Annotated in this window: 17 protein-coding genes; 15 read left to right on the top strand and 2 right to left on the bottom strand. The window is 50.6% G+C overall.

The genetic code is table 11. The annotated features are described in order from the left end of the window. Positions 1–4: 4 nt before the first annotated feature. From groL to B5G27_RS03700, 12 genes are all read left to right on the top strand, one after another. Positions 5–1,630, top strand: coding sequence for a chaperonin GroEL (gene groL, locus B5G27_RS03755; RefSeq protein ID WP_087177613.1), 1,626 nt, complete (start codon positions 5–7; stop codon positions 1,628–1,630). A gap of 324 nt (positions 1,631–1,954) precedes the next feature. Further along, entirely contained in the window at positions 1,955–3,409 is a 1,455-nt protein-coding gene (gene guaB, locus B5G27_RS03750; RefSeq protein WP_087177612.1) for an IMP dehydrogenase, read from the top strand. Positions 3,410–3,599: 190 nt separating this feature from the next. After that, positions 3,600–5,786, top strand: coding sequence for a hypothetical protein (locus tag B5G27_RS03745; RefSeq protein WP_087177611.1), 2,187 nt, complete (start codon positions 3,600–3,602; stop codon positions 5,784–5,786). Between the two features lie 307 nt (positions 5,787–6,093). Further along, a complete protein-coding gene (rpsB, locus tag B5G27_RS03740) occupies positions 6,094–6,852 on the top strand; it encodes a 30S ribosomal protein S2 (RefSeq protein WP_087177610.1) in 759 nt (252 codons plus the stop codon). A 106-nt stretch (positions 6,853–6,958) separates the two neighbouring features. Beyond that, on the top strand, positions 6,959–7,885 hold the full coding sequence (gene tsf, locus B5G27_RS03735; protein WP_087177609.1) for a translation elongation factor Ts: 927 nt from the start codon (positions 6,959–6,961) through the stop codon (positions 7,883–7,885). 178 nt (positions 7,886–8,063) lie between these two features. Then, positions 8,064–10,772 carry a DEAD/DEAH box helicase family protein gene (locus B5G27_RS03730; RefSeq protein ID WP_087177608.1) on the top strand — a complete coding sequence of 903 codons (2,709 nt, stop codon included), beginning with the start codon at positions 8,064–8,066 and terminating at the stop codon, positions 10,770–10,772. 62 nt (positions 10,773–10,834) lie between these two features. Beyond that, complete coding sequence (locus B5G27_RS03725; RefSeq protein WP_087177751.1) at positions 10,835–11,608, top strand: threonine/serine exporter family protein; 774 nt, start codon at positions 10,835–10,837, stop codon at positions 11,606–11,608. Beyond that, positions 11,605–12,054, top strand: a complete 450-nt coding sequence (locus B5G27_RS03720; protein WP_087177607.1) for a threonine/serine exporter family protein — start codon at positions 11,605–11,607, stop codon at positions 12,052–12,054. The genes B5G27_RS03725 and B5G27_RS03720 overlap by 4 nt, the downstream gene beginning before the upstream one ends. Before the next feature lie 233 nt (positions 12,055–12,287). Beyond that, on the top strand, positions 12,288–14,612 hold the full coding sequence (locus B5G27_RS03715) for a hypothetical protein (protein ID WP_087177606.1): 2,325 nt from the start codon (positions 12,288–12,290) through the stop codon (positions 14,610–14,612). Positions 14,613–14,770: 158 nt separating this feature from the next. Next, entirely contained in the window at positions 14,771–15,469 is a 699-nt protein-coding gene (locus B5G27_RS03710) for an L-ribulose-5-phosphate 4-epimerase (RefSeq protein WP_087177605.1), read from the top strand. Positions 15,470–15,621: 152 nt separating this feature from the next. Next, positions 15,622–16,608, top strand: a complete 987-nt coding sequence (locus tag B5G27_RS03705) for a diaminopimelate dehydrogenase (RefSeq protein WP_087177604.1) — start codon at positions 15,622–15,624, stop codon at positions 16,606–16,608. A 146-nt stretch (positions 16,609–16,754) separates the two neighbouring features. Continuing rightward, a complete protein-coding gene (locus B5G27_RS03700) occupies positions 16,755–18,359 on the top strand; it encodes a xylulokinase (RefSeq protein WP_087177603.1) in 1,605 nt (534 codons plus the stop codon). 179 nt (positions 18,360–18,538) lie between these two features. Here the strand turns inward: B5G27_RS03700 and B5G27_RS16560 are convergent, their stop codons facing one another. Both B5G27_RS16560 and B5G27_RS03690 read right to left on the bottom strand, forming a co-directional pair. After that, the gene (locus tag B5G27_RS16560; RefSeq protein WP_275533018.1) at positions 18,539–18,670 is read right to left on the bottom strand and encodes a hypothetical protein; all 132 of its coding nucleotides are present in this window, start codon (positions 18,668–18,670) and stop codon (positions 18,539–18,541) included. Between the two features lie 634 nt (positions 18,671–19,304). Beyond that, entirely contained in the window at positions 19,305–20,033 is a 729-nt protein-coding gene (locus tag B5G27_RS03690) for a S1 RNA-binding domain-containing protein (protein ID WP_087177601.1), read from the bottom strand. A 255-nt stretch (positions 20,034–20,288) separates the two neighbouring features. Here B5G27_RS03690 and B5G27_RS03685 point away from each other — a divergent pair, with 255 nt between their 5' ends. The 3 genes from B5G27_RS03685 (at position 20,289) to B5G27_RS03675 (ending at position 23,785) form a co-directional block, all read left to right on the top strand. Further along, complete coding sequence (locus B5G27_RS03685) at positions 20,289–21,941, top strand: putative manganese-dependent inorganic diphosphatase (protein ID WP_087177750.1); 1,653 nt, start codon at positions 20,289–20,291, stop codon at positions 21,939–21,941. 81 nt (positions 21,942–22,022) lie between these two features. Continuing rightward, positions 22,023–22,760, top strand: a complete 738-nt coding sequence (locus tag B5G27_RS03680; RefSeq protein WP_087177600.1) for a flavin reductase family protein — start codon at positions 22,023–22,025, stop codon at positions 22,758–22,760. Beyond that, positions 22,760–23,785 (top strand): threonine aldolase family protein, encoded by a 1,026-nt coding sequence (locus B5G27_RS03675; protein WP_087177599.1) that lies wholly within the window; start codon positions 22,760–22,762, stop codon positions 23,783–23,785. Before B5G27_RS03680 ends, B5G27_RS03675 begins: the two co-directional genes overlap by 1 nt. Positions 23,786–23,869 lie beyond the last annotated feature (84 nt).

Below are 23,869 nucleotides of genomic sequence, written 5' to 3'. Positions count from 1 at the left end.
TGACATGGCAAAGGAAATCAAATACGGAGCTGAAGCCAGAGCAGCCCTGGAAAAGGGTGTAAATCAGCTGGCGGATACAGTAAAGGTAACACTTGGACCGAAAGGAAGAAATGTGGTTCTCGACAAATCATTTGGCGCACCGCTGATCACAAACGATGGCGTTACGATCGCAAAAGAGATCGAACTGGAGGACGGATTCGAGAATATGGGAGCACAGCTGATCAGAGAAGTCGCTTCCAAGACAAATGATGTAGCCGGAGACGGTACGACAACAGCTACAGTCCTGGCACAGGCTATGGTCCATGAGGGAATGAAGAACCTGGAAGCAGGAGCAAACCCGATCGTCCTGAGAAAAGGTATGAAAAAGGCCACAGATAAGGCTGTTGAAGCGATCCACGCTATGAGCAGCAAAGTAAAAGGCAAAGATCAGATCGCAAGAGTCGCAGCAGTTTCTTCAGGTGATGAGGCTGTAGGAGAGATGGTGGCTGACGCGATGGAGAAAGTCTCCAACGATGGCGTGATCACGATCGAAGAGTCCAAGACAATGCAGACAGAGCTGGATCTGGTAGAAGGTATGCAGTTTGACCGCGGATACATTTCCGCTTATATGGCAACAGATATGGAGAAGATGGAAGCAGTCCTTGATGATCCGTACATCCTGATCACAGACAAGAAAATCTCCAATATCCAGGATATCCTTCCGCTCCTTGAGCAGGTTGTACAGTCAGGGGCAAGGCTGCTGATCATCGCTGAGGATATCGAGGGAGAGGCTCTCACAACACTTATTGTCAACAAGCTGCGCGGAACATTTAATGTAGTAGCAGTAAAGGCTCCGGGATACGGCGACAGAAGAAAAGAAATGCTGCAGGATATCGCGATCCTGACAGGCGGACAGGTGATCTCCGAAGAGCTTGGGCTTGATCTGAAGGAGACGACAATGGATCAGCTCGGACGCGCGAAATCCGTCAAGGTACAGAAAGAGAACACAGTGATCGTTGACGGCTGCGGAGATAAGAGTGCGATCAATGACAGGATTGCCCAGATCAAAAAAGCAATTGAAGAGACGACATCTGACTTTGACAGAGAGAAACTTCAGGAAAGACTTGCAAAACTGGCAGGCGGCGTAGCGGTTATCCGTGTAGGTGCGGCGACAGAGACTGAGATGAAAGAAGCAAAACTCCGCATGGAGGATGCTCTTAATGCAACAAGGGCAGCAGTTGAGGAAGGTATCATCGCAGGCGGCGGTTCCGCATATATCCACGCTGCAAAAGAGGTTGCAAAACTGACAGAGGAACTGGACGGCGATGAGAAGACAGGCGCAAGGATCATCCTGAAAGCCCTGGAGGCTCCGCTTTACCAGATCGCTGCAAATGCAGGACTTGAGGGCGCTGTTATTGTAAACAAAGTAAAAGAATCAGAGCCGGGTATCGGATTTGACGCGTACAAAGAAGAGTATGTGGATATGGTAGAGGAAGGTATCCTCGATCCGGCAAAAGTTACGAGAAGCGCACTTCAGAATGCGACCAGTGTTGCATCAACGCTGCTGACAACAGAGTCCGTTGTATCCACGATCAAAGAGCCTGCTCCGGCAATGCCGGCAGGAGGTGCAGGCGGAATGGGTATGATGTAAGATCTGCTTCAGGTTCCGTGATCTGAGAAAGACATAAAAGGAAGCATGGCTGAAACCGGCCATGCGGCGGAAGATTTAGTCCCGCCGCACGGCCAGTGCCATGCTTCCTTTTTTGAGTCTTTGTCTTTCGCAGGGGGTCCCCCGACAGATCCGGATTTATTAAATTGATCAATATATTAGCAAAACTTATAAATAGGGCTTAAAATAAATCAAGTGAAAAATGAGACTGCCGCCGCCAAAACTGTTGACATACCTTTTGAATTTTTGTAGTATATCAGATAACCATTTACAAAATGCGGATTCAAAAGAAAGAGAGGTCAAAATATGGGAAAGATTATTGGCGAAGGGATTACGTTTGATGATGTGCTGCTTGTTCCGGCTTACTCTGAGGTAATACCGAACGAAGTGGACCTGTCGACTTACCTTACAAAGAAGATCAGACTGAATATTCCGATGATGAGCGCCGGGATGGATACGGTAACAGAACACCGCATGGCGATCGCGATGGCGCGCCAGGGTGGTATCGGTATCATCCATAAGAATATGACGATCGAGGCTCAGGCAGAAGAGGTTGACAAGGTAAAAAGATCTGAGAACGGGGTCATTACAGATCCATTCTATCTCTCACCGGAAAATACTCTGGAGGACGCCAATAACCTGATGGCAAAATTCCGTATCTCAGGAGTGCCGATCACAGAAGGACGCAAGCTGGTCGGGATCATCACGAACCGTGACCTGAAATTTGAAGAAGACTTCTCTAAAAAGATAAAAGAATCAATGACATCCGAAGGGCTGATCACTGCAAAAGAAGGGATCACTCTTGAGGAGGCAAAGAAGATCCTTGCAAAGGCAAGAAAGGAAAAGCTCCCGATCGTGGATGATGAGGGCAACTTAAAAGGACTCATCACGATCAAGGACATTGAGAAGCAGATCAAATACCCTCTGTCGGCAAAAGATTCCCAGGGACGTCTCCTCTGCGGTGCTGCGATCGGTATTACAGCGAACTGCCTGGAGCGCGTGGATGCTCTTGTGAAAGCGAAGGTTGACGTAGTGGTCATGGATTCTGCTCACGGACATTCCGCGAATGTACTGCGTACTGTGCGCATGGTGAAAGAAAAATATCCGGAGCTTCAGGTGATCGCAGGTAATGTGGCGACAGGAGAGGCGACAAGAGCTCTGATCGAGGCAGGAGTGGATGCGGTCAAGGTCGGGATCGGTCCGGGATCCATCTGTACGACACGTGTGGTTGCGGGCATCGGTGTCCCGCAGATCACAGCGGTCATGGACTGCTATGAGGCGGCAAAAGAATATGGTATCCCGATCATCGCGGACGGCGGTATCAAATATTCAGGAGATATGACAAAGGCGATCGCGGCAGGCGCGAATGTATGTATGATGGGAAGTATCTTCGCGGGATGCGATGAGAGCCCGGGAACATTCGAGCTGTACCAGGGAAGAAAGTACAAAGTTTACCGCGGGATGGGATCCATCGCGGCCATGGAAAACGGAAGCAAAGACCGGTATTTCCAGGAAAACGCCAAGAAGCTTGTTCCGGAAGGCGTGGAAGGCCGTGTGGCTTATAAGGGAACTGTAGAAGATACCGTGTTCCAGCTCATGGGCGGCCTGCGTTCCGGTATGGGATACTGTGGCACACATACGATCGAGGAGCTCAAAGCGAACGGCAGATTCATGAAGATTTCCGCTGCATCTTTGAAAGAGAGCCATCCGCATGACATCCACATCACAAAAGAGGCTCCGAACTACAGCGTTGATGAGTAATAGAATAAAACACGTACCAAGTTGTACCCGCAGGCATGTCCTGCGGGTATTTTTCTGCGGTCAGAATTTCAGGCAAACAGAGTATCCTGCCAGAGTTCAGGGCTCTTTTGGAAGGAAAACTTGACAAAATGCGGCAGGAAGGTAAAATGATATGTGTTACTTAGTAATGAAAATGAAAGGAGAAATGCAAGTGAAGGCAAGAAAAATAGCAGGCACTGTTCTCGCGGTCCTTACGGCAGTATTCATGAGCGTTGGGGCGGTAAATGTGCAGACGGTCTCAGCAGCGGATGCAGATCCGGCAGGGAGTGTGGCAAGGGCGAAGGCAAGCACAGAGTCAGTGTGGGAAGAATACCCAACTGTTCAGGCGGCAATTGATTCGCTTGGAGAAAATACAGGAGCAGTGGAACTGTTAGCGAATGTGACAGAGAGCATTGTAATTCCTGAAGAAGCGATCTTTACCCTGAATTTGAACGGCTGCAATATTACAAATGCAGAGGGGCAGGATACGATCACAAATAAAAGTGTAAGCTTTACTGTGATCGGCAGCGGCACGGTCGATAATGTAAGCCATGGAAAAGCGGCGTTCGTAAACGAGCCAGGTGCTTTTGCGATGCTCCAGGGCGGTACATATACACGGAGTGAGGAAAATGGAAGCAGCGCTGAGGAGAGCGGGGGCAATTCTTACTATAATATTGTAAACCACGGCAGGATGACCATTTTTGATGGAGTGACTGTGATGCAGACCGGTGCATTTTCAAGTCTTTTGGAGAACGGCTGGTACAATGGCGCTCAGAATGTATCAAAAGAAGAATCTGTGCTCACCATTGCCGGCGGAACCTTTTCCGGAGGTCTGAATACGATCAAAAATGATGATTATGGCAGCCTGACGATCAATGGCGGCAGTTTTACGAATGTGGCACAGGCGGCTCTCTTAAACTGGAATAAGGCAGAGATCAACGGCGGAACCTTTGAAGCCGGAGAAAATGTGATCCTGAATGGAAAACTGGATGATGAGATGGACCGGGGTGAACTGACGATCAATGGCGGCAAGTTTACCAGTACCTCAGGAAATGCGGTTATCGCACAGATGGGAGGTTCCTCTTCCATCGGTGAGATCGTTGTCGCAGAAGGCATCAAAATCCCGGGGCTGTATTTCGCTGTAACAAAGGATGGAAAAACATTAAATTACACAACCGCGGTGGATGCGGTGGCATCTGTAGGAGACGGAGAGTCTGCGGTGGTCACTCTGTTGGATAATTATGACGGCGGCGGTGTAAAGGTTGAAGGGACAGGAAAGGATATCACGTTTGACCTTGCCGGTTATACATGGACGATAGGTACACCTCTTGTCGGCTCGGCGGGAACTGAGACAAACGCATTCCAGCTCCTGAAAGATAATACGGTGACATTCGGAAACGGTGTTATTACTTCTGATGAAGCCAAGATACTGATCCAGAATTACTGCAACCTTACACTGGACGGGGTTGATGTGTCGCTGACCACACCGGGGACAGGCATGTATGCTGTCTCCAGCAATAATGGAAGTACCGTGGTCAAAGGCGGTTCCACGATCACTGTAAATGACGGGAACTATGCAATGGATTCGTTTACTTTCGGAGATTACGACGGTGGAAACGTATTTATTGAAGACGCTGTGATCAATGGCGACCTGGAGATCGCCAATGGTGGAAAGATGACAGTGGACGGCGGCACAGTCAATGGAAATGTGAAAGTTTATAATTATGATTATGGCGAAGACGAAAATGTGGATGAACAGTCATTTTTTACTGTTAATTCGGGGCTTGTCAACGGAAATGTAGCGACTTCTGAAAAGGGACAGACTTCTATCGCAGGCGGTGAGGTTACAGGCGCGGTGACAGTAAACATTGAGAATGGCGCCGCGGCGACGATTGCAGGCGGTGTTTTCGGAAGCATAGGAGAGAATGTCACGATCGATGCTGCGGAGGTGGCAACGATCACGGATAAGGGAGTTACCAAAACGGTTGTTGGACTTGGCAATATCAATCAGGTGCTGGAAACAGTGAGCGAAAACGCGGTCGTTACGGTCCAGGAGGCTTCTGAGGGAGCGGCTCTGGAAGCGCCGGCCGGCGTGACTGTGAAGAATGAGTCAGGCGCAGCCATCAAAGTAAATGGCGAAGATCTGAAAGCAGGAAGCGAAGCTGTGGCAAAGGCTCCTGAAAGTGAAAAGCCGCAGACAGATCCTGCTGATAAGGATAAAAATAATGGAAAAGCTGAGGGTGCAAAAGCTGTTCAGACAGGGGATTCCTCGAATGTTATGTTGTGGGTAGTTCTCGCGGTGGCAGCAGTGGCAGCGGGCTTCGTAATCCTTTATCTAAAACGCAGACATAAAAAATAAGGAACATGCAGGGAGGGTGCGGATGCACCCTCTTTTTTTACAGTACTGTTTTACGAATGGCGCGGCTGGACTGTTACATTTTACGGACAGGTTATATTTTATGGTTACATTTTGGTTGGTTTACGGGCTTTTTGTGGAGAAATTTTGTGGAGAAATTTCTTGCAAGCCCCTTATTTCTGTGCTATACTACAAACGTTGCAAAAAAACACGCATGCGGATTTTTCTGATGGTGCCCAAGCCGGAAACCCGGACGGTCTCGGAAAAAATAAAACATGCGGAAGTACAAAACCAAATGGAGGAAAGAAACATGAGTGTTATTTCAATGAAACAGCTTTTAGAAGCAGGTGTTCATTTCGGACATCAGACAAGAAGATGGAACCCTAAGATGGCTCCGTACATCTACACAGAGAGAAACGGGATCTACATCATTGACCTGCAGAAATCAGTAGGCATGGTAGACGATGCATATAACGCTGTTTCTGACATCGCTGCTGAGGGCGGCACGATCCTTTTCGTAGGAACAAAGAAGCAGGCTCAGGATGCCATCAGGACAGAGGCAGAGCGCTGCGGTATGTTCTATGTAAACGAGAGATGGCTGGGCGGTATGCTCACAAACTTCAAGACGATCCAGAGCCGTGTAAAACGTCTCAAAGAGATCGAGGCAATGTCAGAGGACGGCACATTCGATGTACTTCCGAAGAAGGAAGTTATCGCTCTGAAAAAAGAGTGGGCTAAGCTTGAGAAGAACCTGGGCGGTATCAAAGAGATGAAGAGACTCCCGGATGCGATCTTCGTAGTTGACCCGAAGAAGGAAAGGATCTGCGTGCAGGAAGCTCATACACTGGGAATCCCGCTGATCGGTATCTGCGATACAAACTGCGATCCGGAAGAGCTTGACTACGTGATCCCGGGCAACGATGATGCGATCAGAGCTGTAAAACTGATCGTTTCCAAGATGGCTGACGCTGTCATCGAGGCGAACCAGGGCGCGACAGATGAGGATTACTATGAGGTAGAGGCGGCAGAAGAGGCAGCAGAGGAAGCTGTAGAGGCTGTTGAAGAGTAAGAGATCCTGAAAAGCTTCAGCCTGACAAAAGGCTGGAGCTTTTGCTTCATCAGGGATGGAGCGGTTATATAAACGATAGATCAATGATTAAACGGAGGAATTTATCATGGCAATCACAGCAGGAATGGTAAAAGAATTAAGAGAGATGACAGGCGCAGGCATGATGGACTGCAAGAAAGCTCTCACAGAGACAAACGGAGATATGGATGCTGCTATCGAGTTCTTAAGAAAGAACGGACAGGCAAAGGCTGAGAAGAAAGCCGGCAGGATCGCAGCAGAGGGTATCGTAAAAGCTGTTGTTAAAGATGACAAGCTTGCAGCGATCGTAGAAGTAAACTCTGAGACAGACTTCGTTGCAAAGAACGATGAGTTCCAGGGATTTGTTGACACTGTTGTAAATCAGATCGCTGATTCTGACGCGGCTGATATGGATGCGTTCATGGCAGAGCCGTGGGCAGCTGACAATTCCAAGACAGTGAAAGATGCGTTGGTAGAGAAGATCGCAGTGATCGGCGAGAACCTGAATATCAGAAGATTTGAGAAAGTCAGCGCTGAGAACGGATGCGTTGTATCCTACATCCACGGCGGCGGACGTATCGGTGTCCTCGTTGCGGCAGATACTGACGTTGTGAACGATGAGATCAAGACATGCTTAAAGAACGTGGCAATGCAGGTTGCTGCTATGTCTCCGAAGTATGTATCACGCGATGAGGTTTCCCAGGACTATCTGGATCACGAGAAGGAGATCCTTCTTGCCCAGGCTAAGAAAGAGAACCCGGAGAAGCCGGACAATATCATCGAGAAGATGATCATCGGACGTCTCAACAAAGAGCTCAAGGAAATCTGCCTTCTGGATCAGGTATACGTTCAGGACAGCGACCTTACAGTTGCAAAATATGTTGACAAGGTGGCAAAAGAGAACGGCGCGAACATGACAGTTAAGAAGTTTGTCCGTTTCGAGACTGGCGAAGGCATCGAGAAGAAGCAGGAGAACTTCGCAGAGGAAGTTGCTGCTCAGATGGCTGGAAACTAAGCCGGATCTTCCGCAGATTTTATAATGAAGAAAACAAGACCCGCAGGTGTATCATAAGCCTGCGGGTCTTTGCGTGTATGCACAGCAGTGCTTTGGGCCGCATCGGATATGCCTGATTGACTTTTTCAGGAAACCGTTATAAAGTGGACGTAAATACGAAGGAAAACCGGGGACATAAATGATGGGAAATATTTATGAAAATTTATTGCAGTTTAAAGGCACATGGCGGGATTATCAGGATAGTGTGCTGACCAATTCTCAGAAGTATCTCGCGGACAGGAAGCTGCATATAGTTGCCGCGCCGGGATCCGGGAAGACAACGCTTGGGATCGAACTGATCCGCCGTCTGGGCGAGCCCTGCCTGGTCCTGTCTCCAAGTATCACCATCCGGCAGCAATGGCTGGAGCGTATAACGGACGGGTTCCTTACAGACAGGTGCAGTCCGGAGACGATCCTTTCCAATGACCTTAAAAATATGAAAATGATCACAGCGGTTACGTATCAGGCTCTGTACAGCGCTGTGAAACATTATGAAGGAGCTCTGGAGGATCAGGAGGAAAGCGGAGAGGAAAGCGCAGGAGATCCGGAGACATCAGAAACTGTGGATTTCCGGGATTTTGATCTCTTTAAAGCTGTAAAAGAGGCGGGAATCCGGACGATCTGTCTGGACGAGGCGCATCACCTGAGGAGCGAATGGTGGAAGGCACTTGAAACATTTATGAAGGAGATGGACGGGGCAACGGTGATCGCCCTGACAGCTACACCGCCATATGACAGTACGCCGAATCAGTGGAAGCGTTATATCGATCTGTGCGGACCTATCGATGAAGAGATCACTACGCCGGAATTGGTGAGGGAAGGAAGCCTGTGCCCTCATGAGGATTATATTTATTTTAACTGGCCGGCGGGAGATGAGCTGAGGGAGATCGAAGAATATCAGAAAAAGACGGCGAAAGCGCGGGATGAGCTGCTGGCAGACCGTGGGTTTGCCCGGATGGTGGCATCCCATAAAGGGCTTGCGGATCCGGAAGGATACAGCGAAAAGTTTTTGGATGATCCGAAATATTTTTCCGCACTCCTGATCTTCTGCCAGGCGCAGGGGATCCCGTTCTCCCCATATCTTAAAGAGCTGATCGGTACCCGGGGAAAACTTCCGGAGCTGAATGACGAGTGGCTGGAGGTCCTCCTGCAGGGCTTCCTGTACGATGATACAGAGTCTTATCAGGTCCTGGAGGAAAAACGGACAGAGCTTCTGGGGAAATTAAAGGAAGCAGGGTGCATTTACAGGAAAAAAGTCTGCCTGACGCATAAGGATGCCATGCAGAAGCTCCTGGCCAGGAGCAGGGGCAAGATGGAAAGTATCGGAAGGATCGCGGAGGCGGAATATGCGAGTATGGGCCGGCGAATGAGGCTGCTGATCCTGTGTGATTATATTAAGAAAGAGAAGCTTTCCGTTATAGGCACGCAGCAGGAAATGACCTCGGAGATCGGCGCGGTGCCCATCTTTGAATTCCTGAGGAGAAAACAGAAGGAGGGGATCCGCCTGGGATGCCTGAGCGGCACTGTGGTCATCATCCCCCTGGATACAGAAGAAAAAATCCTGGGAATGCTGGAAAAGAAGAAGTGTGAAGGAAAACTGATCCCGCTCGGGGATACCGGTTACGGGAAGCTGCAGGTAAAGGGAAAACAGACGCATGTAGTGTCAGCGGTGACAGAACTTTTTGAGCAGGGGGAGATCAATGCTTTGGTTGGGACAAAATCTCTTTTGGGAGAAGGATGGGATGCCCCGTGCATTAATTCTCTGATCCTGGCCACCTATGTGGGCTCTTTCATGCTCAGCAACCAGATGCGGGGAAGGACGATCCGGACAGACCGGAACGATCCGGGAAAAACAGGGAATATCTGGCATCTGGCCTGTATTTTCCCGCAGAAAGAAGGGAAGAAAAAGGACGCGGATTTCTCCGGGGATTATGAGACACTGGCCCGAAGGTTTGACACATTCCTCGGGGTGTCATGGGAGTCCCCGGTGATCGAGAGCGGGATCGGACGGCTGGGCATCCCTGATTTTAATACCCGGGAAGAAATGGAAGAGATCAATGAAAAAATGCTTGCCCGGGCGTCAGACAGAGAGGGACTCCGCAGGCGATGGGCGGATGCGATGAAAGAGATCCGGGGAGAGATGGAAGTACAGCAGACTGAAGATATCCGGGATAGTGAAGCTGCGACAGGCTATTTGTTCGTCCACGCATTAGGACTGGAGATACTCAGCATTATCCTGGCGGTCCTGTCAGTCATGGGAAGAGTTTTTCTGGAAGCGGGATATCTGTCTTCTCCCGGAATTTCGATAGTGCTGTGGGCGGTTACGGTCCTGGCGTCAGCGGGCATTGCCAAATACGGGATCCGGCTCTTTCAGTTCAGTACGCCGGAACGCAGGATGAGGCGGCTCGGACAGGCGGTGGCGGATGCCCTGGCTGAGCTTGGAGAGCTGGAAGACCCGGAACACTGCCGCGTGGAAGTGGAATCTGCGGATGGCATCCTGATCTCAGTCTGGCTTAAAGGCGGGACCATGCGGGATAAGACAGTATTTGCAGCCTGTATGGAAGAAATATGGGGGATCATTGATAATCCAAGGTATCTGCTGATGCGTAAGTCTGCCGGGCGCCGGGGAAAAGAATTCTATGCGGTGCCAGAGATTTTCGGAAGGCAGAAGGAACGGGCGTATACTTTTGAACGGCAGATCCGCAGGGCCATGGGAAGCTTCCAGGTCGTGTATACGCGGACGCCGGAAGGGCGGAAGACTCTGCTGAGGGCGAGGACCAGATCTTTTGTCAACAAAAATCAGTCTGTGCTCAAGGGCCGGAAAGTGGCGAAAGGAAAATATGAATGAGATCCCTGTCCACTGCCCGCAAAGAGGGGGAAAGGAAAGATGATCTGGCCGGAGGTTGGAAAATGGACCATAAACTTGTAATAGATACAGCTGTCCTGGCGGGAGAGATCCTGTTAAAGAGCGGAGCTGAGACGTACCGGGTGGAGGATACGATGAAGCACATCCTGAATACGGGAAATACGGAGACAGCGGAAGCGCTTGTGATGCTGACCGGGATCGTTGCAACAATGGAGGATCCCGGCGTGCAGCCGGTGACCGTGATGCGGAGGGTGGATGACCGGGGGACAAATATTTACCGCATTATCGAAGTCAATGATATTTCCAGGAAGTACTGTTCCGGGAAAATGAGCCTGGAGGCGACATATGCAGCCCTGAAAAATCTGAAGAGAAGGCAGTATTCTACAGCGGTATATAATATAGCGACTGTGCTGGTCCCGATGGGCTTTGCCCCTCTGTGGGGAGGGGGACTTAAGGAGGTCGCTGCCTCGGCTTTTGTAGGAGGGGCGCTGGCGCTCCTGATGACAGCGGGCAAGCGGCTGCGGGCAGGCGGCTTCTTTCTGAATGCAGTCTGCGCAGCGGGGACTACGGCCGCTTCGATCCTGCTCTGCCGTCTGTTTCCGGCGCTGAATGTGGATACGCTGATCATCAGCGGTCTTATGCCGCTCGTGCCCGGGATGGCAGTTACCAATGCGGTCCGTGATACCCTGAGGCATGATTTTATATCTGGAGGAGCCAGGGTGCTGGAAGCGTTTATGACTGCGGCTGCGATCGCGCTTGGCGCAGGCGTTGGGATGCTGCTCATGCAGATGATCGGTCCGGGAGGTGTGTTTTTGTGACTCTGATATTAGGCATTGCGGGAAGCTTTATTGCGATCACAGGATTTGCCGTCCTGCTTGAGACTCCGAAGAAATATGTGCCGCTTGCAGGATTGACAGGTGCCATCGGCGGCTGGATCTATCTGTACTGTACCCAGAAAGAGATGGATGTAGTCCTGGCTTCTTTTCTGTCCGCTCTGGCAATTGCTTTTGTATCTCATGTTTTTGCCCGCGTGTTTAAAGCGCCTGTGACAGTTTTTCTGATCGCGGGGATCCTGCCCACCGTACCCGGGGCGGGGATGTACCGGATCGTATATTATATCATTGAAAATGACCGGGAGATGTGCGGGTATTATCTGTTACAGACGCTGGAGATCGCGGGGATGATCGCGCTGGCGATTTTTATTATGGATACGATATTTCGATTCGGAAAGCCGCTGCGGGAGTGTAATGCTGAGAAAAAATGACCTTTAAAGCAGAAAGTGATAGAAAGTCTCAATTAGCCCAAAGGAGATTGATTGACAGTAGATGGGTGCAGGACTATAATTAGCCGTGGCTAACAGACGGGGAGAGGAAAAAGTGCATAAAAAGAGAAGTTTCTGTATGTGCTTTTTTCAAAATAAGAGGATGGATCATCGTCCTCTTTCTCTTTGTAAAATAGTTAGTTAAAACTAATCACGGAGAAAGAGAGGAAGAAAGAGTGAAAAGATGGAAAACATTTGCTGCGTGTGTCCTCTGTCTCTGCATGATAGCAGCGGGCAGCGGGATATCTATGCAGGAGGTGCATGCGGCGGATGAAAAGGTGCTTGAGATTACTGACAATTATCCGGATCTGGACGGATGGCTTACTGGGATCGGCAGCGCGGACACAGTAAAGATCACGTGTACGGCGGTTGGAGCGGGAGAGACTGTCCTTCCGGCGCAGGTGACGCTGCTCAGCGGATGGGACAAGTCGTTTTTTGGTGATAACGGCCCTGCTACGAGGCAGATTGGCTACAACAGCGGAAGCTTTACATTTGCAGAGGACAGTGATGTGACTGTTCAATATATTGAATTTAATATGCCGGAAAAAAGCATAACTGTCCCGGCAGGAGTGTCGGTCGTGTTTGACAATTGTACTTTCAGCAGTACGATTGTGAACAATGGAACGGCAACTTTCAACGATTGTATATTTTCCAACGGAAAGATCGAGAACAATGGCTCTGCCCAGTACACAGGCGGGACAAAAGAGCCTGAAAATACCGGAACCCCTATTCCCTCCCATATTCCCTTGGGAATGAACCTGACCGGAGATATCTTGGAGGAAGCGGCAGTCGGGACTGAGTATTTCAGCGAGATAGGATACGAAGTGACCGGGACAAATAAAGATTCAGCTCAGATAGCTGCATCTGTGTCTCCGGCAGACTGCGGCATCACTGTGAGGACAGAAGGAACTGCCGGGAAGGGAAGCGTGATCCTGAGTGGAACACCGGTGAAAGCAGGAAATGTAAAAGTGACGCTGACGGCGGAAGCGGATGGAGATACCCCGGTATCAAAGGAACTTTCCCTTGTGATCAATGAGAGAATGGAACTTCGTCTTGATGGCACGCTTGACTGTGTGACAAAGGGCCAGAGCGGATATCAGGAGTATTTGAAAGTGTATGTGAGGACAGCCGATGAAAAAGAAATAGACTACTATGACTATGATTCGGACAGCGCTGAACTGCAGGTGAGGCTTACACCTGAGGGCAGTGGGATGACAGCATATTATCTTTATGACGGTATTGTGGTCTCCGGGACACCGGAGAAAGCCGGAACTTACCAGGTGACAGCCGTATTAAAGGATAAAGGACAGACCGTAGTTTCCAACAGCGCAGAGCTTCGGATTTACAGAGGAGACGAGACCCTGAAAGAACAGTTCGAAGGGCTGGACGAGAATGTGTCTGAATGGGATATGGAGCCGTATGAGATCTGGACCAGTGATAACGCGGTGGTGCCGACAAATCTGGAGACTATCTACGGATCTCATGAATCAGGACTTTACGGGATCATTGGAAATAATAAGTCCGTGGCATCGGATACTTTGGTGATCCCTGCGGGGTGTGATGTGACTTTTGAGAATATTAAGATTTACAGCAGTGTGAAGATCATTGTAGAAAAAGGAGGTTCTCTCACATTGCGGGATTCCGTGGCATATGGTCCGATAGAGGTAAACGGAGGAACCTTTTCCATGGATCATTATGCAGCCATCACAGATACATTGACGCTCAATGACGGTAGTGTTCTCAAAGACGCTCAGGTAATCTCAAATGCGAGATTCCTCACTGACGGCGCGAAGAAAGATGATGTGGGTACAGTTGTGATCATCAACGGAACAGTTACAGCGTCAGGGACGAATTATATAGAAGGAGACTGCGGGAGCGGAGATCTTGCCGGGCAGACAGCTCTCCAGGTAAACGGGACTCTTGTGATACCATCAGGAAGCTCGCTGACAGCAGCCGGAGGAGGTGATGAGACTTATGCTCCCGGGCATACAGGCGGCATCGGCGTCTATTTAAATGGCGGAACGGTTTCCGGCGGCGGGAAACTGGTCGCGATAGGCGGCGTAGGGAACGACGGACCGGGAGGGGACGCAATTGCCGGAAAAGGCAGAATTGAAACAAACGAACTGGAATGCATCGGCGGTGATTCCCAGAAGATCATTGACAGAGAATATGCAGGCGGTGACGCTGTGGGTGAAGAGGTGATCGTTACGACAGCAGATCCGGTGCTCAAAGGAGGAAGCGGAGACCCGGACGGCACTGCGTTCGTCACAATGACAGAAGATCCGGGAGACAGGATCCCGGATGGAAACGGGAATACATCCGGAAGCCGGGAGCCTGGGGAAAATACTGACAGCAGAACAGATGAAGATAAATATGGGGAAAAGGCTGAAGCGGCGGTAAAGACAGGGGATGGAGCAGAGACTCTTTCCTGGTTCCTGACACTTGCCGCGGCGGGAATGGTTTCAGCCGCCCTCTTTGCAGCAAGGCGTAAGATAGGATAGAGAAGAAAAGCAGCATCAGAAGATCCGGAAAGCATTTCTTAAAAATCGCGAGTTGTATTGAATCATGTAATGTTATATAGTTATATCAGATCTGCCAGGAGAAGTGCTGGACGTTTGAAAAGAGGCCGCGGCAGGGGAATGCGAAAGGAGAATTGGAGATGCTGGAACAGCTGAAAAAGGAAGTATACGAGGCAAATATGCTGCTCCCACGATACGGGCTGGTGACTTTTACATGGGGAAATGTAAGCGGGATAGACCGGGAGAACGGTCTTTTCGTCATCAAACCGAGCGGCGTAGAATATGAGAAGCTCACACCGGAGGATATGGTGGTTGTGGATCTTGAGGGGAATAAGGTGGAAGGCAGATATGATCCGTCGTCCGATACACCCACTCACACAGAACTTTATAACCGTTTCCCGCAGATCGGCGGGATCGTGCATACGCATTCTGCCTGGGCGACAAGCTGGGCCCAGGCGGGGCGGGACATCCCGTGCTATGGGACGACTCACGCAGATTATTTTTACGGGGCGATCCCATGTGTGAGGAATCTGACAAAGGAAGAGATCGCTGAAGCGTATGAGAAAAATACGGGCATCGTGATCGCAGATGAGTTTGAGCGGCAGAAGATCGATCACACCGCAGTCCCGGCTGTGCTCTGCCGGAACCACGGGGTTTTTGCCTGGGGGAAAGACGCGGCAGAAGCGGTACACAATGCCGTAGTCACAGAGGAAGTGGCAAAGATGGCGGCGAGGAGCGAATTCCTCAACCCGGATATAAAGCCGGCGCCCCAGGAACTGCAGGATAAGCATTATTACAGAAAGCACGGTGAGAATGCGTATTACGGACAGAGATCCTGAGCAGAAAGACTGTGGCTGGGAATGAATGGATAATTTCGGGAAGCAGACTGAAAATAAAGAATGATCCGTTGAAAACTGATCTTTATGCCTGTATAATAACAAGGGAGCCTGACCGGCTCCCTTTATCAAAACAGCAAAGGAGCAGATAAGAAATGAGTATTCGTATTGGAATCTTAGGTTATGGAAATCTTGGAAGAGGCGTGGAATGCGCGATAAAGCAGAATCCGGATATGGAGCTTGCGGCAGTATTTACCCGCAGGGATCCCGGGGATGTAAAGATCCTGACGGAGAATGTGCCGGTGTGCCGTATTGCGGACGCGGCTGACTGGAAAGAGAAGATCGATGTTATGATCCTGTGCGGCGGGAGCGCCACAGACCTTCCGGTGCAGACGCCGGAGTTTGCGCGCATGTTCAATGTGATCGACAGCTTTGACACACACGCAAGGATCCCGGAGCATTACGCAAACGTGGATGCAGCGGCAAAGGAAGGAAATAAAGTCGGTATCATCTCCGTGGGCTGGGATCCGGGCATGTTCTCACTGAACCGTCTGTATGCGAATGCCATCCTTCCGGAAGGAAAGGATTACACATTCTGGGGGAAGGGCGTAAGCCAGGGACATTCGGACGCGGTCCGCAGGGTAGAAGGCGTAAAGGATGCGAAGCAGTACACGATCCCTGTGGAAGCAGCGCTGGAAGCTGTTAGAAACGGAGAGAACCCGGAACTGACGACAAGAGAAAAGCATACCCGCGAGTGCTTTGTCGTGCTTGAGGAAGGCGCGGATGCGGCAAAGGTTGAGGAAGAGATCAAGACAATGCCAAACTATTTCTCTGATTATGACACAACCGTACATTTCATCAGCGAGGATGAATTAAAGAGAGACCACAGCGGGATCCCGCACGGCGGATTTGTTTTACGGAGCGGAAAGACCGGCTGGGACGGTGAGCACAGCCATCTCATCGAGTACAGCTTAAAGCTGGATTCCAACCCGGAATTTACATCTTCTGTACTCGTGGCATATGCCCGCGCCGCATACAGACTGTCTCAGGAAGGAGTCTCCGGATGCAGGACAGTCTTTGACATCGCTCCGGCATACTTAAGCGCAAAGAGCGGGGAAGAACTCAGGAAGAGTATGCTGTAAGCCTGGATCAGATAACTGAAATAATGCCGCACCGCGGACACGGATCCCTGGACAGATTTCCGGCCTGCGCGCGGCATTACGCATAAATAAGCCATATAGAAGAATAAAGCCAAAGCAGAGGGAAAAAGAAAAAGGAGGCGCTCAGGATGGGAAAAAGAGAAGAGATCGGAGAGAGGATCAAGGCGGGAAAAACAGTGCTCGGGATCGAGTTGGGATCTACGAGGATCAAGGCTGTCCTGATCGATGAGGACAAGTCTCCCATTGCCTCGGGAAGTTACGACTGGGAAAACCAGTATGTGGACCATATCTGGACTTATGATATGGACGAGGTGTGGAAAGGGCTCCAGGGATGTTACAGAGATCTGGTGAAAGATGTACAGGGGAAGTATGGCGTCAGGCTGACCAGTCTGGCGGCTGCCGGCATCAGTGCGATGATGCACGGGTACCTGGCCTTCGATGATAAAGGAGAGCTTCTCGTGCCGTTCCGCACATGGCGTAATACGATCACGGGGGAGGCTTCGGAAAAGCTCTCAGGGCTGTTTTCGTACCATATCCCGCAGCGCTGGAGCATTGCCCATCTGTATCAGGCAGTATTAAACGGAGAGGAGCATGTAAAGGATGTCCGTTTTATCACAACGCTCTCAGGGTATATCCACTGGAAGCTGACCGGACAGAAAGTGCTCGGAAGCGGGGACGCCGCCGGGATGTTCCCCATGAATATTGCTGACAAAGATTATGACAGTGTGATGCTGGATCAGTTTGATGCCCTTGTCGCTGACTATGGGTTCCCCTGGAAGATCCGTGAGCTGCTCCCCAAAGTACTGGTTGCGGGACAGGACGCGGGCTGTCTCACCGAAGAGGGGGCAAAGCTTCTGGATCCGTCAGGAAGCCTTATGCCGGGCATCCCGATGTGCCCGCCGGAAGGGGATGCAGGGACCGGGATGACAGCGACAAACAGTGTGGCGGTAAGGACGGGGAATGTCTCCGCCGGGACGAGCGTGTTTGCCATGGCAGTCCTGGAAAAAGATCTCTCAAAACCATATGAAGAGATCGATCTCGTCACCACCCCGGCAGGGGACCTTGTTGCAATGGTACACTGCAATAACTGCACCTCTGACCTGAATGCCTGGGTCGGCCTGTTCAGAGAATTCGCAGAGGCTTTCGGCATGGACGTGGATATGGATCATCTCTTTGGCGCCCTGTATAATAAAGCACTGGAAGGGGATCCTGACTGCGGCGGGCTGCTCGCGTACAATTATTTTTCGGGCGAGCACATCACAGGTTTTGACGAAGGGCGGCCTCTGTTCGTCCGTTCTCCTGAGAGCCGGTTCAATCTGGCAAACTTTATGAGAGTGCATCTGTATACTTCACTGGGAGCGCTTAAGACCGGCATGGACATCCTGCTCAAAAAAGAAAATGTCACTCTGGACCGCATTATGGGACATGGGGGCTTGTTCAAGACAAAAGGCGTAGGACAGCGGATCCTCGCCGGAGCGATCAACACGCCGGTATATGTCATGGAGACTGCCGGAGAAGGCGGCGCATGGGGGATAGCACTTCTGGCAGATTATCTCGTTCACAGAGAAGACGGAGAGAGCCTGACAGATTATCTTGCGGAGAAAGTCTTCCACGATGCAAAAGGCACGGGGATGGATCCTGTGTCAGAAGATGTGGAGGGGTATGAGAGATTTATGGAAAAATATACCCGGGGACTCGCGGTCGAAAGAGCGGCAGTGGATGCGGGGATATAAATCTGTATTTGTGGGGGAACCGGCCGATGGCTGAACGTCCGAAAACCGCCGGTTTGTTGCAGGACGTTTTCGCAGCGGACGGGGATATGGCTCTGGTTCCGGTTCCGTAATCTGGGAAAGACGTAAAAGGGAGAAAGCATGGCTAAAAGCAATTGTCCGGCGGAAGATTCGGCTCCGCCTCAGGCATCCGCCGGACAATTAACGCCACGCTTCCTCCCTTTAAGTCTTTCCGGCAGATTACTCCAAGTCACCGTCGCCATATCCCCGTCCGCCGCGAAAGGTGCATCAAAGGAGTGGTTTTCTGCGCGCATCCGATCGGCAGGTCCCCGCAGTCAAATGCAGGATTTCGAAAGTTGGATGAAAGGGGAGCTTCTGTGGCGAAACAGGAAGATTTATTAATCGGAAAGGACCGCGGACTTCCGGGAGGGGATTAGCCGTTCGATTTGGCCCAGCAAGCTGTGCCTCTCTGGCTATAGAATTCTGCCAGCTGGGGGAAGGTTATCTTTTGGCTGGAAAATCCTCTTCGTTGTAAGTTTCTCCTGACCAGAGTAGTTTTATCTTTTGCCGGGAAAGTTCTCTTCTCACTGCGTTTTTAAACGCTACATTTGTCGGGGAACCTTCCGTCTTGAGCAAAACCAGAAAACAGCGAAGCGCCTTTTTCGAAAACCTTTCAGCACGGGTGTGTGGGTGACTGAGGTGACTGCGGAGGGGCTTGAAAAAACTTGAAATCCGGGACTATGCGTTGAGATCAGCAGGGGGCTTGTCTGAGGCAACGCCGAGTTGCTCCCTGCTGATCTCTGCTTTTAGCATAATCCCGGATTTCTTAGTTTTTGCTGCCACGGAGCCGAAGCCACCCATACATCCGTGATGAATACGTCTTCGACACAACCGCTTCACTGTTTTCGGACGTTTTACTCTGACAGTGGCTCCCCCACAAATACAGATTTACAGCTTGATGTTTTTGAAAAGATCACCCAGGCTGGTCCCGATATTCTCGCTCTTCGGGATCACTACCTTTTCTTCGGGTTCTTCTTTGACTTCTTCGAGTGCCTTCATGCTCAGGCTTACTTTTCCGTCTTTGACGCCGATGACTTTGACAGTTACTTTGTCGCCCACATTGAGGACATCTGACGGCATTTTCACCCGTTTCTGAGAGATCTGTGATACGTGGACCAGTCCGGACAGACCATTTTCAAGCTTGACGAATGCTCCGTAGTTCTGGAGAGTCTCAACAGTTCCCTCAAGGACTGTGCCGATCTTCAGGTTTGCGATCTGCTCTTCACGCGCTTTTCTTTCCTTTTCTTTCAGGATCTCACGTGCGGAAAGTACGAGGCGGTTGTTCGCCTGGTCCACATCAATGACCTGTACTTCGATGTCTTTGAGCAGATATGTCTCAAGATCTTCGATGTAGGAGAGGGAGAGCTTGGATGCGGGAACAAATCCCCTTAATCCCTCTACCATCGCGATAACGCCTCCGTTGACGACTCCTTCAACTTTTACGGGGAGCACAGTCTTCTTTTCCATATATTCGGCAACCCTGTTCCAGGGATTGGCGTCATCAAAGTGTTCTTCATAATCAGCCATTGTTTCAGTTGTTTCTGTTTCGGCAGTTTCCTCAGCCTGAGCCTGGGATGTTTCCTCTGCCTGCATTGCTTCTTTCATTTCTTCGCTCATTGTACTGCACCTCAACTTACATAGATTTTTCAATGCCCCTAGTATACCATATTTAAGGCGCAAAAAACAACAGCAAGAGTAAGAAGGGTGAAAAATCTGGTTGACTATCCTGTGAAAAGATGGCAAGCTTTAGTAAGGATCAAAAAAGCAGAACACACGGCCTGGCTTTTTACACGGGGTGTTCGGCTGTATTATGGCCGGAGACGCTGCCGGGAATATGGGCGGATGCGCTTCGGGAAAGAAGGAGAAAGATATATGGGAAGAGAAAAAGAAAGAAAAATATATGTTGTAGGTCATAAAAATCCGGATACGGATTCAATATGTTCAGCTATTGTCTATGCAGCGCTTAAGACGAAACTTACAGGCAGGGTGCATGAGCCGCGCCGCGCCGGGCAGCTGAACGAGGAGACACAGTATGTGCTGGAGCGCTTCGGGGTAAAGGTGCCGCGGCTTTTGTCTGACCTGAGAGAGCAGATCAAAGACGTGGAACTTAAGGAAGTAGAAGGTTTAAAGAGCAGTGTTTCGATCAGGACTGCCTGGGAAAAAATGCGGGAGTCCAATATACATACCCTTCCGGTGACAAGGAACGGGAAGCTGGAGGGAGTTATCACGATCGGTGATATCGCGAAGACCTACATGGATGTGTATGACAGCAAGATCCTTGCCAAGGCGCGCACTCAGTACCGGAATATCGCGCGCGCGGTGGACGGTGAAGTGGTGACCGGGAATGAGCACGGCTATTTCCTGAAGGGAAAGGTTGTCATCGCGGCATCCAGCAGGATCCTGATGTCTGACTTTATCAGCAGGGATGACCTTGTGATCATGGGCGACCGGAAGGATGCGCAGAAGTGCGCTGTAGATATGGAAGCGAGCTGTATGGTCGTGTGCCAGAACGCTCCCATATCAGAGGAGATCATACGTCAGGCGGAGGAGAAGCAGATCGTGATCATCCGCACGCCCCTCGATACGTTTACAGCGGCGCAGCATATCAACCAGAGTATTCCTGTGAAATATTTTATGACAAAAGGTAATCTGGTTACCTTTCGGATGAAGGATTATGTGGACGACGTGCAGGAGGTTATGGCAAAGAAGCGTTTCCGCGATTTCCCCGTGGTGGATAATAAAGGGAAATTTGTGGGCCTGCTCTCGAGAAGGCGTATCCTTAATGTAAAGAAAAAACAGGTCATCCTCGTGGACCACAATGAGAGGAGCCAGGCAGTGGACGGTGTGGAAGAGGCGGATGTGCTGGAGATCATCGACCACCACAGGCTGGGACTGAGCATTGAGACAATGGGGCCGGTATTTTTCCGCAACCAGCCGGTGGGATGTACTGCGACGATCGTATACCAGATGTATCAGGAGGAATGTATCCTGGTGGAGCCGGTGCACGCAGCCCTGTTGTGCTCTGCGATCATTTCGGATACCCTGATGTTCCGGTCCCCGACATGTACCCCGCTGGATGAGCAGGCAGCCCGTGCGCTGGCAAAGATCGCGGGAGTGGAAGTGGAGACGCTGGCGCAGGAGATGTTCAATGCGGGAAGCAACTTAAAGGGCAAGAGTGCGGAAGAGATCTGCTTCCTTGACTTCAAACAGTTTACAGTCAATGATACAGTCTTCGGTGTGGGACAGGTGAATTCCATGAGCGGGGATGAGTTAAAAGAGATCAAGGAGATCGTGGAGCCGCATCTTGAGAGGGCACGGCATGGTCATGGCCTGGATATGATCTTCTTTATGCTGACGAATATCATCACAGAGTCCTCTGAACTGCTGTGCTGCGGGCCGGAGGCAAGAGAAAAGATACTGAATGCGTACGACCTGCCGGAAGATACGGAAGAGATCATGCTCAAGGGAGTTGTTTCCAGGAAGAAACAGCTCGTGCCTACGCTGGTCGGCTCGCTGCAGCAGTAAAGTACGGACCGCGAACGGATTTGCCGTGAGCTGCCCGCAGGATCGGAAGACAGACAGCAGCGTTTACAGGAGGGAAACAAAATGGAAAAACAGGTTTGGAAACCGGGAAATATGCTTTATCCGCTTCCGGCGGTCCTGGTCAGTACAGCGGATAAGAGCGGAAATGCAAATATCCTGACCGTAGCGTGGACGGGGACTGTGTGCACTAACCCGGCGATGGTCTATATCTCCGTGCGCCCGGAAAGGCACTCCTACAGGATGATCCGGGAGAGCGGCGAATTTGTGATCAACCTTACGACAGAGGATCTGATCCGTGCGACAGATTACTGCGGGGTGCGGTCAGGGAAAGATGTGGATAAATGGAAAGAATGCGGTCTGACAGAGGCAAAGGCAGTGTCTCTCGGATATGCTCCTGTCATAGCGGAATCCCCGGTCAATATCGAATGCAGGGTAACGGACATCCGGGAACTGGGAAGTCACCATATGTTCCTCGCGGAAGTGACTGCTGTCCAGGTGGATGAGGAGTATATGGATGAGAAAGGCAAATTCGAACTGAACAAAACAGGGCTCCTGGCGTATTCTCATGGGGAATATCTGGGACTTGGGAAGAAACTGGGAAGTTTCGGGTACAGTGTCAGAAAAAAGCCGCCGCTCAAAGAAAAAGAGCGGAGCTGTAAAAAGACGGGGAGTGCTGAAAGAATAGTGCGTGCCGGAAAAACAGGCAGTGCGGGAAAAGCAGGCGGCAAATGGAAAACAGGGAGTAACGGAAAAGCCGGAAAAACCAGAAAGCCTGCATCCGGCGGAAAGGCGGGAAAATAATGCTTGTATTTGAGAATGATTATTCAGAAGGAGCCCATGACAAAGTGTTAAAGCGTCTTCTGGAGACAAACATGGAACAGCTCCCGGGATATGGGACGGATCCCTACTGTGTTTCCGCGGCGGAGAAGATCCGAAAGGCCTGCGGTTGCCCGGAAGCGGAAATCTGTTTTCTCACAGGCGGAACACAGACAAACCAGATCGTCATCAGCACGATGCTGAAGCCCTATGAGGGAGTCATCGCGGCGGAGACGGGCCATGTCAGCTCTCATGAGGCAGGAGCCATAGAATGTTCAGGGCATAAGGTGCTCATGCTTCCCCAGGAGGAGGGGAAGATATCAGCAGATGCCCTGTCTGACTATCTTCACTCATTTTACGAAGATGAGAATCATGAACATATGGTATTCCCGGGAATGGTCTATATTTCCCATCCAACGGAATATGGTACATTGTATACAAAAGGCGAGCTGGCTGAGCTGTCAGCTGTGTGCGCCCAGTACGGGATCCCTCTCTATATGGACGGGGCGAGGCTTGGATATGGCCTTGCAGCGGAGGGGACAGATGTGACTTTGAAAGATGTGGCGGAATACTGTGATGTATTTTATATCGGCGGCACGAAGGTGGGGGCGCTGTGCGGGGAAGCGGTAGTGTTTACAAAGGAGGACATGCCGCCCCGTTTTATGACCATGGTGAAGCAGAGAGGAGCTCTCCTGGCGAAGGGACGGCTTCTGGGAGTCCAGTTTGACGCACTGTTTACGGATGGGCTGTATTTTGAGATCAGCAGGAATGCGGTCGCGGCGGCCAAAAGACTGAAGCAGATCTTAAAGGAGAAAGGGTATAAATTTTACACCGATTCACCGACCAACCAGGTCTTTGTCATACTGGAAAACAGGAAAATGGAACAGTTGAAAAAAGACGTGGTTTTCAGCTTCTGGGAGAAAAAGGATGAAGATCATACGGTAGTCCGGTTTGCCACGAGCTGGGCGACCCGGATGGAAGATGTGGAAAAACTGGCTGCACTCTTGTAGGGTGCAGTTTTTTTGTGCGATATATCTGGCGGACAGCCGTTATGTCCTTGTGAGAAGCTGTCTGTCGGGCAGCGGGCAGACAGC

It is taken from the genome of Lachnoclostridium sp. An76 (assembly GCF_002161355.1).
GTDB classification, from domain to species: domain Bacteria; phylum Bacillota; class Clostridia; order Lachnospirales; family Lachnospiraceae; genus Mediterraneibacter; species Mediterraneibacter caccavium.
The sequence above is the reverse complement of the archived record's forward strand: the minus strand, read 5'-3'. Positions and strand labels throughout refer to the sequence as shown.

Bases quoted from the DNA above. Each gene is read 5' to 3' on its own strand.
- groL (WP_087177613.1), top strand. From the start codon at position 5: ATGGCAAAGGAAATCAAATACGGAGCTGAAGCCAGAGCAGCCCTGGAA.
- guaB (WP_087177612.1), top strand. From the start codon at position 1,955: ATGGGAAAGATTATTGGCGAAGGGATTACGTTTGATGATGTGCTGCTT.
- rpsB (WP_087177610.1), top strand. From the start codon at position 6,094: ATGAGTGTTATTTCAATGAAACAGCTTTTAGAAGCAGGTGTTCATTTC.
- tsf (WP_087177609.1), top strand. From the start codon at position 6,959: ATGGCAATCACAGCAGGAATGGTAAAAGAATTAAGAGAGATGACAGGC.
- B5G27_RS03730 (WP_087177608.1), top strand. From the start codon at position 8,064: ATGATGGGAAATATTTATGAAAATTTATTGCAGTTTAAAGGCACATGG.
- B5G27_RS03725 (WP_087177751.1), top strand. From the start codon at position 10,835: ATGGACCATAAACTTGTAATAGATACAGCTGTCCTGGCGGGAGAGATC.
- B5G27_RS03710 (WP_087177605.1), top strand. From the start codon at position 14,771: ATGCTGGAACAGCTGAAAAAGGAAGTATACGAGGCAAATATGCTGCTC.
- B5G27_RS03705 (WP_087177604.1), top strand. From the start codon at position 15,622: ATGAGTATTCGTATTGGAATCTTAGGTTATGGAAATCTTGGAAGAGGC.
- B5G27_RS03700 (WP_087177603.1), top strand. From the start codon at position 16,755: ATGGGAAAAAGAGAAGAGATCGGAGAGAGGATCAAGGCGGGAAAAACA.
- B5G27_RS16560 (WP_275533018.1), bottom strand. From the start codon at position 18,670: ATGCGCGCAGAAAACCACTCCTTTGATGCACCTTTCGCGGCGGACGGG.
- B5G27_RS03690 (WP_087177601.1), bottom strand. From the start codon at position 20,033: ATGAGCGAAGAAATGAAAGAAGCAATGCAGGCAGAGGAAACATCCCAG.
- B5G27_RS03685 (WP_087177750.1), top strand. From the start codon at position 20,289: ATGGGAAGAGAAAAAGAAAGAAAAATATATGTTGTAGGTCATAAAAAT.
- B5G27_RS03680 (WP_087177600.1), top strand. From the start codon at position 22,023: ATGGAAAAACAGGTTTGGAAACCGGGAAATATGCTTTATCCGCTTCCG.
- B5G27_RS03675 (WP_087177599.1), top strand. From the start codon at position 22,760: ATGCTTGTATTTGAGAATGATTATTCAGAAGGAGCCCATGACAAAGTG.